At 41.8% G+C, this 16,416-nt stretch carries 14 protein-coding genes and 1 tRNA gene; 10 read left to right on the top strand and 5 right to left on the bottom strand.

Annotated elements, in window-relative coordinates; translation table 11 throughout:
• Positions 1-122: 122 nt before the first annotated feature.
• The 4 genes from Q1V93_RS10700 to Q1V93_RS10685 all read right to left on the bottom strand — a co-directional run bounded on the left by Q1V93_RS10700 (position 123) and on the right by Q1V93_RS10685 (position 5,370).
• Positions 123-195 (bottom strand) — tRNA-Gly (locus Q1V93_RS10700).
• 196 nt (positions 196-391) lie between these two features.
• Complete coding sequence (locus Q1V93_RS10695; RefSeq protein ID WP_300664535.1) at positions 392-1,810, bottom strand: alpha-L-fucosidase; 1,419 nt, start codon at positions 1,808-1,810, stop codon at positions 392-394.
• 121 nt (positions 1,811-1,931) lie between these two features.
• Positions 1,932-4,556, bottom strand: coding sequence for a DNA mismatch repair protein MutS (mutS, locus tag Q1V93_RS10690; protein WP_300664533.1), 2,625 nt, complete (start codon positions 4,554-4,556; stop codon positions 1,932-1,934).
• A 124-nt stretch (positions 4,557-4,680) separates the two neighbouring features.
• Positions 4,681-5,370, bottom strand: a complete 690-nt coding sequence (locus tag Q1V93_RS10685) for a hypothetical protein (protein WP_300664531.1) — start codon at positions 5,368-5,370, stop codon at positions 4,681-4,683.
• Between the two features lie 40 nt (positions 5,371-5,410).
• Here Q1V93_RS10685 and Q1V93_RS10680 point away from each other — a divergent pair, with 40 nt between their 5' ends.
• Positions 5,411-5,947, top strand: a complete 537-nt coding sequence (locus Q1V93_RS10680) for an RNA methyltransferase (RefSeq protein ID WP_300664529.1) — start codon at positions 5,411-5,413, stop codon at positions 5,945-5,947.
• On the opposite strand, the gene Q1V93_RS10675 is transcribed toward Q1V93_RS10680, so the two are convergent.
• Entirely contained in the window at positions 5,944-7,878 is a 1,935-nt protein-coding gene (locus Q1V93_RS10675) for a hypothetical protein (RefSeq protein WP_300664527.1), read from the bottom strand. The genes Q1V93_RS10680 and Q1V93_RS10675 overlap by 4 nt on opposite strands.
• A gap of 438 nt (positions 7,879-8,316) precedes the next feature.
• Here Q1V93_RS10675 and Q1V93_RS10670 point away from each other — a divergent pair, with 438 nt between their 5' ends.
• The 9 genes from Q1V93_RS10670 to Q1V93_RS10630 form a co-directional block, all read left to right on the top strand.
• Positions 8,317-9,327, top strand: a complete 1,011-nt coding sequence (locus Q1V93_RS10670) for an NAD(P)/FAD-dependent oxidoreductase (protein ID WP_300664537.1) — start codon at positions 8,317-8,319, stop codon at positions 9,325-9,327.
• Between the two features lie 160 nt (positions 9,328-9,487).
• Positions 9,488-10,216 (top strand): DUF4197 domain-containing protein, encoded by a 729-nt coding sequence (locus Q1V93_RS10665; RefSeq protein WP_300664525.1) that lies wholly within the window; start codon positions 9,488-9,490, stop codon positions 10,214-10,216.
• 177 nt (positions 10,217-10,393) lie between these two features.
• A complete protein-coding gene (locus Q1V93_RS10660) occupies positions 10,394-10,711 on the top strand; it encodes a rhodanese-like domain-containing protein (protein WP_300664523.1) in 318 nt (105 codons plus the stop codon).
• A gap of 97 nt (positions 10,712-10,808) precedes the next feature.
• Positions 10,809-12,152: a HAMP domain-containing sensor histidine kinase gene (locus Q1V93_RS10655; protein WP_300664521.1), complete on the top strand. Its 1,344-nt coding sequence runs from the start codon at positions 10,809-10,811 to the stop codon at positions 12,150-12,152.
• A gap of 129 nt (positions 12,153-12,281) precedes the next feature.
• Positions 12,282-13,256: an acyl transferase gene (locus tag Q1V93_RS10650; RefSeq protein ID WP_300664519.1), complete on the top strand. Its 975-nt coding sequence runs from the start codon at positions 12,282-12,284 to the stop codon at positions 13,254-13,256.
• A gap of 155 nt (positions 13,257-13,411) precedes the next feature.
• Positions 13,412-14,605: a M20 family metallopeptidase gene (locus Q1V93_RS10645; RefSeq protein WP_300664517.1), complete on the top strand. Its 1,194-nt coding sequence runs from the start codon at positions 13,412-13,414 to the stop codon at positions 14,603-14,605.
• A gap of 3 nt (positions 14,606-14,608) precedes the next feature.
• The gene (locus Q1V93_RS10640; protein WP_300664515.1) at positions 14,609-15,184 is read left to right on the top strand and encodes a DUF4230 domain-containing protein; all 576 of its coding nucleotides are present in this window, start codon (positions 14,609-14,611) and stop codon (positions 15,182-15,184) included.
• Complete coding sequence (locus tag Q1V93_RS10635; RefSeq protein WP_300664513.1) at positions 15,141-15,800, top strand: DUF4230 domain-containing protein; 660 nt, start codon at positions 15,141-15,143, stop codon at positions 15,798-15,800. Before Q1V93_RS10640 ends, Q1V93_RS10635 begins: the two co-directional genes overlap by 44 nt.
• On the top strand, positions 15,801-16,416 hold a 616-nt coding region (locus tag Q1V93_RS10630; protein WP_300664511.1), incomplete at its 3' end, for a CapA family protein. It abuts the gene before it with no gap.

Here is a 16,416-nt window from a genome sequence, read left to right as displayed (position 1 = left end):
GTCTACCAATTCCACCATTCGAGCTTGTCTCGGCGTGGCTACCATTCCGATAGTTATCGGAACCACCATTCGCGAGCGGACTTAAAAAAATAATCCCGGCGTTTACCGAGATCATTTCTTTGAGCGAGAGACGGGATTCTAACCCGCGACCCCGACCTTGGCAAGGTCGTGCTCTACCAACTGAGCTACTATCGCGTATTTCAACTTACCGTTCCACTTTTGGAATCGGGTTGCAAATCTAACAATTCCTTTATTCAATTTGCAAGATTTGCGTGACTTTTTTTTATTTTTTTTGATTCTGATCCGAAACATCCGGTTGATTTCTTTCCTCGCTAACAGCTAAGTGATTGATTTCGTATCATTTTATTCTGAGCAAAATCACACCCGGTTTTTAATGAAATCCTCCGCGACCTTCATACAAATCCAGTGGACTGTTCAGGGTGAGTTTGATAACAGTTATCTCGGAATCCAATGATTCTGCGGGTACTTTCAGGAATACGGTTCCCGGAACCCAGCTCCAGGATATTTTTCCAACTATTTTTAGCGGAACCTTTGCATTGCTTCCCAAAACTTCAGCTGCTGTGATTTGATTTTTTAAGCCTTTCAGCATCAAATCGATGGTGGTATTTTGACTGTTTCCGTTCGACCGGATTTGATTCACAAACAGGTAAAGTGTTTTCCGGTCTTGACTCAAGGTGGAATTTCCATGATAATGTCCGGATGGTAATCCGGCAGTTGTTCCATAAATGGCTTCGGCATGTTTTTGAGTCCATCGGCCCACTTCTTTCAGGAGTTTGATCTGCTCTTCCGGAATGGTTCCGTCTGCTTTCGGACCAATATCCAATAGTAAATTTCCGCCCATATTCAGGCATTCCGTAAAGATTTGAAGGACTTCGTTGGTTGTTTTGTAATTCGTGTCTGAGGGCTGATAGCCCCAGCTTTCATTACTTGTCAGACACAATTCCCAGCTCTTTTTTTCCGGGTGAACAATGGGCATGTTTTGCTCCGGAGTAGAATAATCTCCGTAGGAATGCAATCTGCCGTTCAAAATTGCTTTCGGATTGGAAGTATGAATGATGGAATCAATTTTTGCAGCATTCCATTCAGCTTCCGAATGTTCCCAATCACCGTCGAACCAATACAAATCAGGAGAAAACTGTGTGTTGATCTCCGAAATTTGATGATGCATGAAATTCAGAAAACGCTTCCAGCGTGCAGGATCATCCGCGATTTTATAGCGATCTGTTTCTTTCAGGAATTTAGGATAATCCGGGTGCGACCAATCGAGCAGGGAATAGTACGTTCCGAATTTAAGACCTGCTTCACGAAACGCCTTTGAAAGCGGAGTAATCAAATCTTTGGCGGCTGGTGTTTGGTAAATGGTACTTAAAGGTTTTTCCGGGTTCCAAAGCGCATTTTTCTTCGTTGGATAAACTTGATTCGGGAAAAAAGTATTCCAATCAGTCTTTGAAGGATAGGGAGTCAGTTGTTTGGTGTCCCAAAGTGCTAATCCGTCATGATGCTGAGTGGTTACAACGGCATATTTTGCGCCGCTTTCCACAATGAGTTCTGCCCATTGTTTCGGATTGAATTTCGCCGCAGAAAATCCTTTCATCTGATTCATGTAAACAGCGTAGGGAACTGTTCCGTTGTGAAACGACCAGCTTTCGGAAGTTCCGTTTACGGCATACATTCCCCAATGAATGAAGATTCCCAACTTGGCGTCGTTGAACCATTGCAGACGCGTAGAATCTGTTTGAGCCTGAACGCTGAATGAATAAAACAGGAATAAGAAAAAACACTTTTTCATTGCTTGTTAAATTTGCTTTCCGACCTCTTCGTTTTTTTTTTAGTTCATACTTCGACAAGCTCAGTATGTTTAGTTCAAAAGTTCAATTTGATTTTTTAACGCTTTGAACCCATTGAACTTTTTATCCTCCTGTCAGCTTTTTGATTTCGTTTAATTTCATCAGCGCTTCAACCGGAGTCAGCGTATTGATATCAATGGAAACCAATTGATCGTGAATTTGTTCTAAAACCGGGTCGTTCAATTGGAAAAAGCTCAATTGCATATCGGATGCATTTCCTGCCTGAACGACGACGTCTTTTACGGATTGAACTTCGCTCGAGCGGTGATTCAATTCCAGTTGTTCCAGCATTAATTCTGCTCTTTGAACCACTTTTGCCGGCATTCCGGCCAATTTTGCCACATGAATTCCGAAGCTGTGCTCGCTTCCGCCTTCTACTAATTTTCGAAGGAAGATGATTTTTTGCCCGACTTCTTTCACGCTCACGTTGTAATTGTGAATGCGTGGAAACTGAACGGCCATTTCATTCAATTCGTGGTAATGTGTTGCAAATAACGTTTTTCCTTTTGCCTGCGGAAATTCGTGAATGTATTCGGCAATTGCCCAGGCGATGGAAATTCCGTCGTAGGTACTTGTACCACGGCCAATTTCATCCAACAGGATCAAACTCCGTTCGGAAAGATTGTTCAAAATGCTCGAAGTTTCATTCATTTCCACCATGAAAGTCGATTCTCCCGAAGAAATATTATCCGATGCCCCGACACGTGTAAAGACTTTGTCTACAATTCCGAGAATGGCTGTATCGGCCGGAATAAAACTTCCCATCTGAGCCATCAGAACGATCAGAGCCGTTTGGCGAAGAAGTGCACTTTTTCCCGACATGTTCGGCCCGGTGATCATGATGATTTGTTGTTCATCTTTATCGAGATAAACGTCATTCGGAACATAATTTTCACCCGGTTTCAATTGTCCTTCGATTACGGGATGTCTTCCGTTTTTGATATCAATCACAAAACTGTCGTTTACCGTTGGTTTTGCGTAGTTGTTTTTTGTAGCAATTTCTGCAAAACCGGTCAAGCAGTCCAATTGTGCGATGAGGTAAGCATTTCGCTGAATTTCTCCGACGAAAGCTGCCAGTTTTTGAATCAGTTCAAGGTATAATTGGGCTTCAATGGCAGCAATTTTATCTTCTGCTCCAAGGATTTTGGTTTCGTATTCTTTTAATTCCGGAGTGATGTAGCGTTCCGCACTTACCAATGTTTGCTTGCGGATCCATTCTTCCGGAACCTTGTCTTTATGGGTATTTCGAACTTCCAGGTAATAACCGAACACATTGTTGAAAGCAATTTTCAAACTTGGAATTCCTGTTTTTTCAGATTCGCGCTCCTGCATGGCTTCCAGGTAATCTTTCCCACTTTCGGAGATTGCACGCAATTCATCCAGTTCTGCATGAACCCCATCTGCGATGACAGGTCCTTTTCCAAGCAAAACAGCAGGATCTTTCTGAAGGAATTTCTCCACCAGAAGAATGAAATCTTCGCACGGCTCGATGCGTTTTGATAATTGCTGTAACAAGTCGCTTTCACTGTGCGAACAAGCATCGCGTAAGGGCGACATGTGTTCCAGAATACGCGACAAAGCGCGCAGTTCTTTCGGGTGAATCCGTGCAACGGCTACTTTCGAGATCAAACGTTCCATATCACCGATTTCACTCAGTTCGTGGTCGATTTCTGCCCGAAGCGCATGTTTTTGAGTCAAATCAGCTACTGCATCAATACGGAGGTTGATTTGCTCGGTATTTTTGAGCGGCATCACGATCCAGCGCTTCAACAAGCGATCGCCCATCGGGGTTTTCGTTCCGTTGATCACATCGAAAAGTGTTTTTCCACCGTCGTTCAAAGGAGAAATCAATTCGAGGTTCCGGATGGTGAAACGATCCAGCCAAACGAATTTTTCTTCTTCGATGCGTTGAATTTGCGTAATGTGTCCGAGCTTGTCGTGCTGGGTTTCGCCCAAATAATGCAAAATCGCTCCTGCGGCAACAATTCCGTATTCGAGGTTGTCAACCCCGAAACCTTTCAATGAATTGGTTTGAAAATGAGAGGTGAGTCTTTCTTTTCCGAAATCGGAAGTGAAAACCCAGTCTTCCAGGCGGAACGTATAATATTTTGTACCGAAAAGTTCCTGGAACAATTGGTTCTTGTTTTTCTGGAAAATGATTTCGCTGGGCTCAAAACCCTGAATCAATTTATTGAGGTATTCGGTATTTCCCTGGGCTGTAAAAAATTCCCCGGTCGTTACATCGAGAAAAGCGATTCCGTGAGTTTCCTTTCCGAAGTGAACGGCTGCAAGGAAATTGTTTTGATGTCCGTCGAGAATTTTATCACTGAAAGCAATTCCGGGAGTGACCAATTCCGTTACGCCGCGCTTGACGATTGTTTTGGTCATTTTCGGATCTTCCAGCTGATCGCAGATCGCTACGCGATGTCCGGCGCGAACCAGTTTGGGAAGATACGATTCCAGTGAATGATGTGGAAATCCTGCCAATTCGATTTCGGAAGGAGAACCGGCTCCGCGTTTGGTGAGAACGATACCGAGTGTTTTTGAAGCGGTAACGGCATCTTCCCCGAAAGTTTCGTAAAAATCCCCGACACGGAAGAGCAACAAAGCTTGCGGATGTTTCGCTTTAATTTGATTGTATTGCTTCATCAAGGGCGTTTCCGCCGGATCTTTTTCTTTTTTTGACACGGATTCTCTGATTATCGTAGACTTCAAATTTACAATCAAAGTCAGACGGACGAACATTTTTACAGTTGATAGTTTTCAACAGTTGTTGGTATCTGCTCTGAAAATAATGTCCGAAACGATTTTCTTAGAAAGAGCCGGCAAGAAAAGCAAGCAAAACGAAAAGGCCTCCTAAAGTGATTGTCACCATGGAAGCAATTAGTCCGAAATAACCAAAGAAGTTCCTGCGGTATCGTTCTTTGTTTCTGCGGTACCGGATCACGGAAATAATTCCGAAGACCAGTGCTAAAACGAGTAGAAATGCTGCTGCGATCACGACATATCCCGAATTAAATGCGAGAATTCCCATCAATGTGAAAACAATGGACGCGAAATACATGCTAAAAGACATCACTCCGAATAATTCGACTTCTTTTGCATCGCTTTCGTCCATGTCTGTTTGGTTTGGAGTCTTTTTTTGGTGATCGCTTGGATCTTGTTCTATTCTTTCCGGTTCCGGAAGTTTTTCTGTTGAGGTAACGGAGTTGCTTTTACTTGTTGCGGGCGATTCATTTCCTTCCGGCTTTTCAATGACTGTTTTTTCAACAGGTAATAGCGAATCATTTTCAGAAAACATAGTTGCTTTTTCCTTCGTTTGCGCCTGTTCCGGGCTTGATTCGATGAGTGAAACCGACGTTTCAGACGGGATGCTTTTTGGTGTTTTCTTCTTCCATTCAAGATGATATCCCTTCTGGAAAACCCGTTTTTCGATGGTGCAGTTTGTGAGTAGTATGATTCCCGGAATCAATACAAAATAGTAGATTGATTTAGCTTTCATGTGATTCAAGATTGAATCCGAATATAATTAAATTTGTGCGATGAATCGAAAATTGAAATTGTGGGAGCTTGATCGTGTGGACGAGCAGACGTTTAAACAACAGGAGAAATTCCCGTTGATCATTGTTTTGAATGACATCCGGAGTTTGAACAATATCGGTTCTTTTTTTCGTACGGCAGACGCTTTTAATGTGGAGAAAATCTATCTCTGTGGAATAACGGCACAGCCGCCACATCGTGAAATTCATAAAACGGCATTGGGGGCAACAGAAACGATTGATTGGGAGTACCGGAAGGATATCCATGAGCTGGTTTCGGAATTGAAGAACGCAGGAATAGCGGTTTGCAGTATTGAACAGGCTGAAAAAACGGTTCTTCTTCATGAAATTCCTTCGTTGAAAGAAACCAAATTTGCCCTGGTTTTCGGAAATGAAGTGGATGGAGTGGATCAATCGGTCATCGATTCATCGGATTATATTCTCGAAATCCCACAATTCGGAACCAAGCACAGTTTGAATGTTTCGGTTTGTGCAGGAATCGTACTATGGGAATTTGCCAAAAAGTTTATCAGCGCTTAAGGTTCTTCAAAGGGTTCGTTCAGGGAATAAACGATCGGGTTGTCTTTTCGGTAGATTACCTGGAAGGACAAAATTTGCAAGGGTTTTCTGTCGCGATTCCAGATGTAAGTACTCAGGAATGGTTTGTCGAAATGTTTGTACTTCAAATCAATGAATTTCATGGATTGAATCAGCGTAATCGTGCTGTCCGAACGATTCAGAACACCATTTTTCACTTCACTCGCTTTGAATTGAATGACAGAATCGCCCGACTGAGCAGTTAGGATCAATAATGGATTCTGATCGAAATCAGAAAGTTTCAGCTTCACAACCACATCTACCAAATCTGATGGTTTTTTGATTAGTTCCGATAAAGGCTTAGAATAACCGGGTCCCCATTCTTCATCCTGGTTGAAATGATAGGAATTGTTATACCATTTGCTGGGATCGTAACCATTAAATAATTCGTGATTTTTCGAGAGATCGGCCAGTGCTTTTTCACTTGGAGAACCTTTTGCAGCTAAAAGCGTGGAAGCAGAAAAGTAATTTCGCTGCCAGATAATACGCGGGTATTTTGAAAGAATAATGGACCGGTAATTTGCCGGCATCAGGGATGTTGAACCCAGGTAAACGCGATCGAATTTCTCAAAATTGTCGTTCAGCAGGGAGATCAATCGCGTCTCTGTAAATTCCGGGTTGTTGATAAACAAATAGGATTTTGGAATATCTAGGTTCTGGCGTTTCTGGTAAAAACGTGTTTTAGGTTCATCCGTAAAGAGAAGGGTCAGTGTTTTCGGATTTTCTTTGTTTGCATCGTGCGCATCCGTCACGAATTGTTTGAAAATCGGGACATAGAAAATGGAATAATACTTTCTGCTGAAAATCAGGGTGCTGATTAAACCAATGCAGATACAGCCTACAAAAACGGTGTTGACAATTTCGGATTGCTCTTTGATCCATCCGAAAATGAAAATAAGTAAAAATGGAAATACAAAAATGAGAACGGAATATTGCAACACTGCTGAGCCGTAAATAGAGTAGAAATAAGCGATGAAATAAACGGAGAAAAACAAAGCTCCTGAGAAATAAAGCGGTTTCCGTTGTTTGGGCGTTTTTTTACCGTACGCCCTGCTGTAGAGCCAGATTCCGGAAAGTAAAACGACCAATGAAATGGAAAAATGACAGACATAAAATAGGTAATGAAACAAGAAGTCGGATTCGGGTTTTCCGAGCCATTCACCAACTCCGCCATCGCCCAATTGTTTGAGGAAAATGTTTAAATGCGGCAGATAAGCTGCAACGGCAATGGCGCATAAAATCAAGTATCTCCAAAGGTGTTTTTTTCCAACAAAAAATAGTCCCATCAATCCGACCAGGGCGCAGGTAAGCAGGCTGAAATGATGATTGTAGGAACAAAGAATAATTGCAAGAACAACGTAAAACTGGTGTTTCAGGCGGTAGTTTTTATAGAAAACCAGTTCGCTCCAGTGATAAACTAATAACAAGGTGAAGAACAATCCGCTGGTATAAGGCCGGATGATTTGGCTGAATAGAATCGTATATTCTGAACAGGCAATGATAGATGCTACGATCAAAGCGGCTGTTTTGTTCGACCAGCGCAAACCGATTTTGTAGGCCAGGTAGACACTTCCGATTCCGGTAAGAATAAAAGGAAGTTTCACAATCCATTCGGAATAGCCGAAAATTCCGGTCCAGTAATAAAGAAAAACTTGGATGAGTGCCGGATGCGTGTCACCGTATTTGACTCCGAAATTGATCAGGTCGTGAAGATTATTGAAATCCGTGCGGACCAATGCGCTCAATTCGTCGTGCATGTAAGGGATTTCTGTCCAATTGTAAAGCCGGAGAATTGCTGCAATGACCAGGATCAGAACAAGGAGCAGGTTTTGCTTTATTTTTTGAAAAAACAGATTGATTTTTGATTGAATCATGGATAACCCTTTCAAGCAAAGGTAATAAAGCTGTTGAAACCGGAAAGGAAAAACTGAATGTGACTTTGTGCTTGTCTGGAGCTCAAAATTGCCGGTTTGCAATATTGCGAACCGGCCTGTTGTGAAAGGGGGGAGAGCGGAAATGCGCCTGGTGATGATTTTTCAGAAAGGTCCGGTGATCATTTCAGTTGTGCCTGAAACGTCAATTTGCCAATTTGCCTGTTTGCCATTTGGCAAACAGTAGTTTTCATGATGCAAAAATTGTTAATAGCCAATATTAAAATGATTAATTCTCTCCGGGAGCGGGTAGTTCCCGGATTCGTTTTCACGCTTCCTTCAACAAAAAGAAAGCCTTCAGGAGTCAACCCATTTTACCTCGTTTTAGCGATAAAAATCTGGCAAACAATCGTTATTTTTGCAACACTTTTTATAGAAATAATGATTGAAACAGATATAATAATAATTGGTGCAGGTCCGGTTGGACTTTTCACCGTTTTCGAAGCAGGGTTATTGAAGTTACACTGCCATTTAATAGATTCATTACCGCAGCCGGGTGGACAATGTTCGGAGATTTATCCGAAAAAACCCATTTACGATATTCCGGGATTCCCGTCAGTTTTGGCAGGTGATCTGGTTGATAACCTGATGGAGCAGGCTGCGCCGTTTAAACCGGGATTTACCTTGGGTGAAGCGGCAATGACGATTGATAAAACGGAAGACAACAAGTTTATCGTAACAACCGTTAAAGGAACAAAACATTTGGCCCCGATCGTAATGATTGCGGGAGGTTTGGGAGTTTTTGAACCGCGTAAACCACCGATTTCGAACATTACGGATTTCGAGGACAAAGGAGTGGAATACATCATCAAAGATCCGGAATTCTACCGCGGGAAACGCTGTGTGATTGCCGGAGGAGGTGATTCTGCATTGGATTGGTCGATCTTCCTTGCTGAAAAGAAAATTGCAAAAGAAGTGGTTTTAGTACACCGAAGTGCATCTTTCCGCGGACATTTGGATTCTGTTCAGAAAGTGATTGATATGGCTGGAAGCGGTCAGATTACGTTGATCACCGAAGCAGAAGTCGTTGGTTTGGACGGAACGGATTCATTGACTCACGTGAAAATTCAACACAACACACAAGGAGAAATTTTGCGTGAAACGGATCATTTCATTCCGTTGTTCGGATTGAAGCCTTCACTGGGACCCATTGCAGATTGGGGATTGGAAATCGAAAAGAATGCGATCAAAGTTAATACACTGGATTATTCTACGAATATTCCCGGAATCTATGCAATCGGTGACGTAAATACATATGAAAACAAACTGAAGTTGATTCTGTGTGGATTCCACGAAGGAACACTGGCAGTTCAGTCTGCATTTGCACGCATTCACCCGGATAAGAAAAACATTCTGAAGTACACAACCGTAAACGGAGTACAAGGATTTTAAGCTGAAAGGATATTCAGTAAAGAGTGGGGACGTGATGCATCGCGTCCCCACTCTTTTTATGGAACAATTTTTGGTGTTATCAAACGTTAAAAATAAAAAGAGCTGCTAAACCTTTGGTTGTTTTGTAGTTCTTATAATCAGGAATATTAAATCTCAACATATGAAAATCGTTATCGCAACTGCATTATTTATCAGTACGGGTTATTTGGCAAATGCTCAAACCCTGGGGAAAGTGCTTTCAAAAGGAAAAGAACAATTGTCTACAACACCGGGAAAAGGTTCCTTAACAAACGACGAAGTAGTCAGCGGTTTGCGGGAAGCCTTGACAACCGGTGCAAAATCGGCAGCAAGTTCTGCAGGTTTAACAGACGGTTTTTACAAGAATCAAAAGATCTTTATTCCATGGCCGGCTGAGGCGAATGAAATGAAAGATAAGTTAGTAAAGTTAGGAATGCAAAGTCAGGTTACACAATTCGAAGAATCTGTGAATCGTGCGGCTGAAGAGGCAGCGAAAAGTGCTTACGATGTATTTGCAGCGGCAATTACCGGGATGACAGTTGGTGATGGTTTTGCGATCCTGAATGGAAGTGATACGGCAGCAACACATTATTTGCGTGAAAAAACAACAGCTACATTGACAGAGAAATTCAAACCGATTGTAAAAACGGCAATGGACAAAGTGCGTGTAACGGAATACTGGAATCCCCTGGTAACAAAATACAATAAGATACCGCTGGTAACCAAACAGAATCCGGATTTGGAAGCTTATGTAACGGCTAAGGCAATTGATGGTTTGATGTTGCTGATTAGCGAGCAGGAAGCGAAGATCCGTAAAGATCCGGCGGCACAGGTAACAGCTTTGCTTCAGAAAGTATTTGGAAAAAAATAAGAATCCAATGAAACAGCCTGAGAAAGAATCTTTTCTATAACTGTTTTCCGTAATTTTGTAAAGCGATCGTTTTGGTCGCTTTTTTTGTAGTTTTATATGTAGAAAAAGGGGAAGAAAACAGTTCAGACTTATCCCATGATAACAATTGAACTTTTTTACTTTTAAATAAAGAAACCAATGAAAAGTATTACAGTTACAGAATTGAAGTCCTGGATGGATTCAAACGAAGATTTCCAATTGATCGACGTGCGTGAGCCTTATGAAAATGATATTTGCACGTTAAGCGGAGTATTGATTCCGATGAATAATGTTCCTGCTGAATTCGGACAAATTGATCAAAATAAAAAAGTAGTGGTTCATTGCCGTTCCGGAAAACGAAGTGCGAATGTGATTCAATTCCTGGAGCAGCAGCACGGTTACACCAACTTATACAATCTGGAAGGCGGAATTCTTGCATGGATCGCAGAAGTAGATCCTTCTATGGAAGCTTATTAATGTAAAATTGAAAATGGATAATTGAAAAGTCAGAATTTCCTCGGATAAAATAGATGAAAAGCTTTTCAATTTTCCCATTTTCCATTCTCAATTATAGTTGAATCGCAAAACAATTAATACCGTTATTATTCTCGGGATACTTTCATTATTGAGTGTCCTGAGCATTCAATTGTTCTGGATTCACAAAACAACAGAAGCGCAGCGGATTACCGTTCAGATTCAGGCGCGTGAAGATAGCTTGAACCTGAAACAATTTTCGGAGCGGGCACATATTGCTTTGAGAGATGTTCTCAAGGAACTCAATACGCACGATGATATCAGTGCCAATTTGTACGGAGCAGTAAAACAGATTCGCTCGAATTATTTTTCGGTAGATATTGAAGAAGAGTTGCATCCTTATTACCTGGAGCAATTACTTAAAAGGGAATTTGATAATCAGAGTCTGAACCAGGACTTTGTTTACGGAATTTACGATTGTTATTCCGATTCGATTGTCTTCGGAAACATGATCAAGTACACGAAAGATTCTTCTTATTCCGTTGCTGCGAATGATTCGATCAGGAAAACTTCTAACCAACTGAAATGGAAAAACGACGGTCATTATTTTACGGTGCTTTTTCCAAAGGTCAGATCTTCCTCTATCGATATTGAGAAAACAAACGTTTCTCCCTGGGTTTACCTTTTCGTGATCTTGTTGTTGCTCTTCCTGTTCTTCTTATTTACACTGAATGTGATCTTGAAGCAAAAGCGTTTGTCGGAAGTGAAAACCGATTTTATCAACAACATGACGCATGAACTTAAAACACCGATTTCAACGATTGGTCTTTCAAGTGAACTGCTTCTGCGGGGAGATTTTAAAGAAGACCCGGATCGTTTGAAGCGCTATGCCGAAATTATTTACAAGGAAAATAAACGGCTTGAAAACCAGGTGGAGCGCGTTTTGAATGTCGCGAAGCTGGATAAGGAGAAATTGGCCTTGAAAAAAGAATCCTGTTCGATTCATGATTTGATTCTGGAAGCAAAAGATAGTTTTGACATCAACCAAACAGACCAGGGAGGAGAAATTGATTTGGTTCTGGATGCGGAAAAAGATGTGTTGATGGTAGATGAGGTTCATATCACGAATGTCATTTACAACCTGCTCGATAATGCGGTGAAATATTGCAATGTAGTTCCGCAAATCGTCATTCGAACCTGGAATGACTCGCAATCGTTCTATTTATCGATCTCAGATAACGGAATCGGGATGAAACGGGATGATATCAAAATGATCTTCGATAAATTCTATCGGGTTCCTACCGGAAATGTGCACGATGTGAAAGGATTCGGACTTGGTTTGTATTATGTGAAGCTGATCGTGGAAGAGCATGGCGGAACCATTCAGGTGAAAAGCCAGCCGGGAAAAGGAACTACTTTCCTGATTAAATTCCCGTTGAAGTAAGAGCCAGCTATAGCTGGTGAAGACTGAGGCTCCGTCTCACAAGACGTAAAAGCCGAAGGATAGCTAAATCCGTCTGAGTAGAAAACCTGTAAGGCATATTCTGAAGGAAAAACAAGCTATCTTTGTACTATGCAAGGGCTTATTCATCGCATTTTTTCGATCCACACAGAAGCGGATTTCAACAAGTGTGCACTGGAAGTATATCGTTTCCAAAAAGAGCACGTTCCGGTTTACAAAACATACCTGGAATTAATCCGCCGTCCGGAACCAACGCATTATTCCGAAATTCCACATTTACCGATTGCTTTTTTCAAAACACATCAGATTCTTGCTGAGGGAAAAGACGTGGAACAGGTTTTCAAAAGCAGCGGAACAACCGGGATGGTTCGCAGCACACATTTTGTGGCGGATTTGTCTCTTTATGAACGCTCTTTTGTCCCGACTTACGAACAATTTCTCGGGAAACTGGAAGATCAGATCATTTATGCCCTGTTGCCGAATTATGTTTCACAGGGAGAATCGAGTTTGGTTTACATGGTCGATAAACTGATTGCAAAAACCAATCACGCATTATCCGGTTATTACCTGGATAGTTCTGAAAACTTACTGAAAGCAATTGCGGAAGGCCGAAAAACCGGAAAAAAACTCGTGTTGTTTGGTGTTTCTTATGCCTTGCTCGATTTGGCGGAACTAACACCTGATTTGCACGATGTAACGGTTATCGAAACCGGGGGAATGAAAGGAAAGCGAAAAGAAATGACCAAAGAAGAAATGCATCAGGAATTGATTGCAGGATTTGGTTGTGAATACATTGCTTCCGAATATGGAATGTGTGAATTGCTTTCCCAGGCCTACAGCGACAAAAACGGGTTGTTTGAATTACCTGTGTGGATGAGAATCTCATTGCGGGAAGTCAATGATCCTTTTGAACGTCTGACCAACGAAAAAACAGGCGGAGTGAATGTAACGGATCTGGCGAACCTGTATTCCTGTGCTTTTATCGAAACGCAGGATTTAGGTCGGATGGAAGACGGGAAACTTCGTTTGATGGGGCGCTTTGACCACTCAGATATTCGCGGGTGCAATTTGCTGGTCGGGAATTAACTTTAAAGAATTACGAATTACGAATTACGAATTACGAATTACGAATTACGAATTACGAATGAATTGTTTTTTTAGGGAAGTTTTCCTAATTGGGAATTCGGCATGCGTAATTGACCATAGTTTCGTATTTTTGAATAACAGTCATTTACACTTAAATGGATTCAAGCATTCATCATATCATCCGCACACGTTCCAACGAATTATTTGATAAAGTCAAAGGATATCGGGAGCACATGCATCGTTTTCCCGAATTGTCGTATGCGGAATACAATACGATGAGCTTTGTTGCGCAGCAACTGGAGAAAATCGGAATTCCATATCAAAAGGAAGTGGCCGGAACCGGTCTTTTGGGTGTAATCCGCTCCAAAAAACACAAGGAAAACACTTCCTGTATCGGTTTGCGCTCGGAACTGGATGCTTTGCCGATTACAGAACAAAATAATTGTGCCTACAAATCCACGAATGAAGGAGTGATGCATGCCTGCGGACACGATGTGCATACCGCAATTTTGCTTGGAGCGGCTGAGATTATATGGGAAAACAGAGAGCTGCTGGAACATCCGGTGAAGTTGTTTTTTCAGCCGGGAGAAGAGAAAAATCCGGGCGGAGCTTCGTTAATGATTGCTGACGGAGCATTGAAAAATCCACCGGTTCATGAAATGTATGCATTGCATGTGTTTCCGGAAATGGAAGTCGGGAATGTCGGGTTCAGACCGGGTTTGTATATGGCTTCCTGTGATGAAATTTATATTACGATTAACGGAAAAGGTGGTCATGGTGCAACACCGCATCAAACGATCGACCCGATTATGATCGGAGCACAACTGCTTACCGGATTGCAACAAATTGTGAGCCGGAAATGCGATCCGAAAGTTCCCTGCGTTTTGTCTTTCGGGCATTTTGAAGCACTTGGAGCAACGAATATCATTCCGGAAAAGGCCATTCTGAAAGGAACTTTCCGGACCATGAATGAAGCATGGAGAAAAGAAGCGCTCGAAATGATTGCCGGACATGTTCACGCAACCTGTCAGCAATTCGGAGCTTCGGCAGATTTGGAAATTTCAAAAGGATATCCGTATTTGGAAAATGATCCTGTTTTGACCGAGAAAATGGTTCACAGAAGTGAAAAATTCTTTGGGAAAAGTAGCGTGGAAGCATTACCGATCCGCCTGACATCCGAAGATTTTTCATTTTATGCACAGGAAATTCCGGTGTGTTTCTTCCGTCTGGGAGTTCGGAATGAAGATTTAGGCATTATTTATGGAGTGCATCACCCGAAATTTGATATTGACAGTAAAGCATTGATTGTTGGAATGCAGGCAATGTGTTTAGCAGCATTTGAATCATAGCCTATGAAAAATTGGTTGTTTTTTATCCTGGTTTCTTTTTTAATCGTTTCGTGCGGAGGCGAAAAAGAAGTACATGAAACAGAGGTGTATCAGATCCGGTCGATCGGAACACTTTCTACCACGGAATACACGCTTGGAAAAATCATTAAATGGAATGATGAAGGAGAATGGTATAAGTTTGGTGACCGGAAAATTCTGTTGAGTTGCAAGGCTACAGTGAAAGCCGGAGTGAATCTGAATGCAATCAAAGATTCCGATATTGAAGTAAAAGGAAAAAAAATCACCATTCAGCTTCCGCCCCCTGAAATTGTTTCTTTTGAAATGGATCCGGATTTGATCCGGACAGAAATGACCGAAGTGAACGGATTCCGGTCAAACTTCTCGCAGGAAGATAAAGCAAAAGCCCTGCAAAAAGGAGAAGAATCTATTCGGAAAGATTTGAAAAAACTGAATATTTTAGACGAAGCAGAACGCAACGCCAAAACATTTCTTGTTGATTTTTACAAGAACCAGGGATTTGAACAAGTAATGATACATGAGACGCCAAAGGATAAAAGAAATACGAACACTGATCGTTAGATTGGCTTTGATTGCACTTATAGTATTTGCCGGATACTGGATCTATAAGTTGTTTTTCAAAGCAGAATCTAAAGATGAAATTGTGTTGGACGAAACGCCGTTAAAGGTGGAGCAGATTCGTTCTATTTTGCAATTGAACACCCTGAAATTCCAGGATGAAGCGGTTGTTGATACGGTTGAGTATTATAAAACCGGTAGCGAATTATTTGTAGGCTCTCTGAATAAAATGCTGGATGTGGATCAGATGAAACATGGTTTGAGTGGCGACGGAGTGAAAAGACGCCTGACATTGATCATGAAAGGAGAATTGCTCTACGGGGTAGATTTGCAGCGAAAAGATTTTCAGTTTGTATCGAAAGAAGATTCCCTGATCATACTCATTCCTAAACCCGAATTACTTTCAATTGCACTTAATCCGAAAGGAACAGAAGTGTATATCGAAAATGGGGAATGGAAAGATTACGAGCGTATGTCTTTGCAGCGCAAAGCCAGAAACAAGATGATTGCTTCCGGAAACAGGCTGAAATTGTCGGAACGTGCGAAGGCTCCTTTGGAGAAAGCACTCAGAGCGCTGGTGAAAACAGATAAAGTATTAATCATCAAATTCGAACAATAAATGAGAAGTGTTTTAGGAATTTTTGTTGCTGTTTTAAGCATTTCTCTTTCTTTTTCACAGGCTGATTCGAGTAAACTGCAATTCGTGTTTGTGGGTGATATTATGCAGCACGGCGGACAAATTGCCGGAGCGTACAATGCAAAGAAAGATGCGTATGATTACCGTGATTGTTTTCAATTCGTAAAACCACTTATCCAAAAAGGAGATATTTCGATTGCCAACCTGGAAGTCACACATGCCGGAAAACCCTATAAAGGTTATCCGCAGTTTTCGGCTCCCCCGGAATTATCTGAAAGTTTGGTGGATGCCGGGTTCAATGTCATCATTACGGCAAATAATCACAGTTGTGACGGCGGTGCAAAAGGAGTTGTCAAAACACTGGATGTACTGGATCGCCTGGGGGTGCAGCATACCGGAACGTTTCGAAACAAAGAGGAGCGAAACAAGCATTATCCTTTGCTGGTAAATAAGAACGGGTTCCGGGTTGTGATCATGAATTATACTTACGGAACAAATGGTTTGTCGGTTGCAGCTCCTTTGATCATCAATTACATTGACAGTGCGGTGATGCTGGCTGATTTTAAAAAGGCCCGTGAAATGAACCCGGATCTGATTG

The sequence above is a fragment of the Fluviicola sp. genome, assembly GCF_030151805.1.
Classification (GTDB): Bacteria; Bacteroidota; Bacteroidia; order Flavobacteriales_D; family Crocinitomicaceae; genus Fluviicola.
This window is presented reverse-complemented; position numbering and strand designations above follow the sequence as displayed.

Bases quoted from the DNA above. Each gene is read 5' to 3' on its own strand.
- Q1V93_RS10685 (WP_300664531.1), bottom strand. From the start codon at position 5,370: ATGAAAGCTAAATCAATCTACTATTTTGTATTGATTCCGGGAATCATA.
- Q1V93_RS10640 (WP_300664515.1), top strand. From the start codon at position 14,609: ATGAAAAATTGGTTGTTTTTTATCCTGGTTTCTTTTTTAATCGTTTCG.
- Q1V93_RS10635 (WP_300664513.1), top strand. From the start codon at position 15,141: ATGAGACGCCAAAGGATAAAAGAAATACGAACACTGATCGTTAGATTG.
- Q1V93_RS10675 (WP_300664527.1), bottom strand. From the start codon at position 7,878: ATGATTCAATCAAAAATCAATCTGTTTTTTCAAAAAATAAAGCAAAAC.
- Q1V93_RS10695 (WP_300664535.1), bottom strand. From the start codon at position 1,810: ATGAAAAAGTGTTTTTTCTTATTCCTGTTTTATTCATTCAGCGTTCAG.
- Q1V93_RS10645 (WP_300664517.1), top strand. From the start codon at position 13,412: ATGGATTCAAGCATTCATCATATCATCCGCACACGTTCCAACGAATTA.
- Q1V93_RS10670 (WP_300664537.1), top strand. From the start codon at position 8,317: ATGATTGAAACAGATATAATAATAATTGGTGCAGGTCCGGTTGGACTT.
- Q1V93_RS10680 (WP_300664529.1), top strand. From the start codon at position 5,411: ATGAATCGAAAATTGAAATTGTGGGAGCTTGATCGTGTGGACGAGCAG.
- Q1V93_RS10650 (WP_300664519.1), top strand. From the start codon at position 12,282: ATGCAAGGGCTTATTCATCGCATTTTTTCGATCCACACAGAAGCGGAT.
- Q1V93_RS10665 (WP_300664525.1), top strand. From the start codon at position 9,488: ATGAAAATCGTTATCGCAACTGCATTATTTATCAGTACGGGTTATTTG.
- Q1V93_RS10660 (WP_300664523.1), top strand. From the start codon at position 10,394: ATGAAAAGTATTACAGTTACAGAATTGAAGTCCTGGATGGATTCAAAC.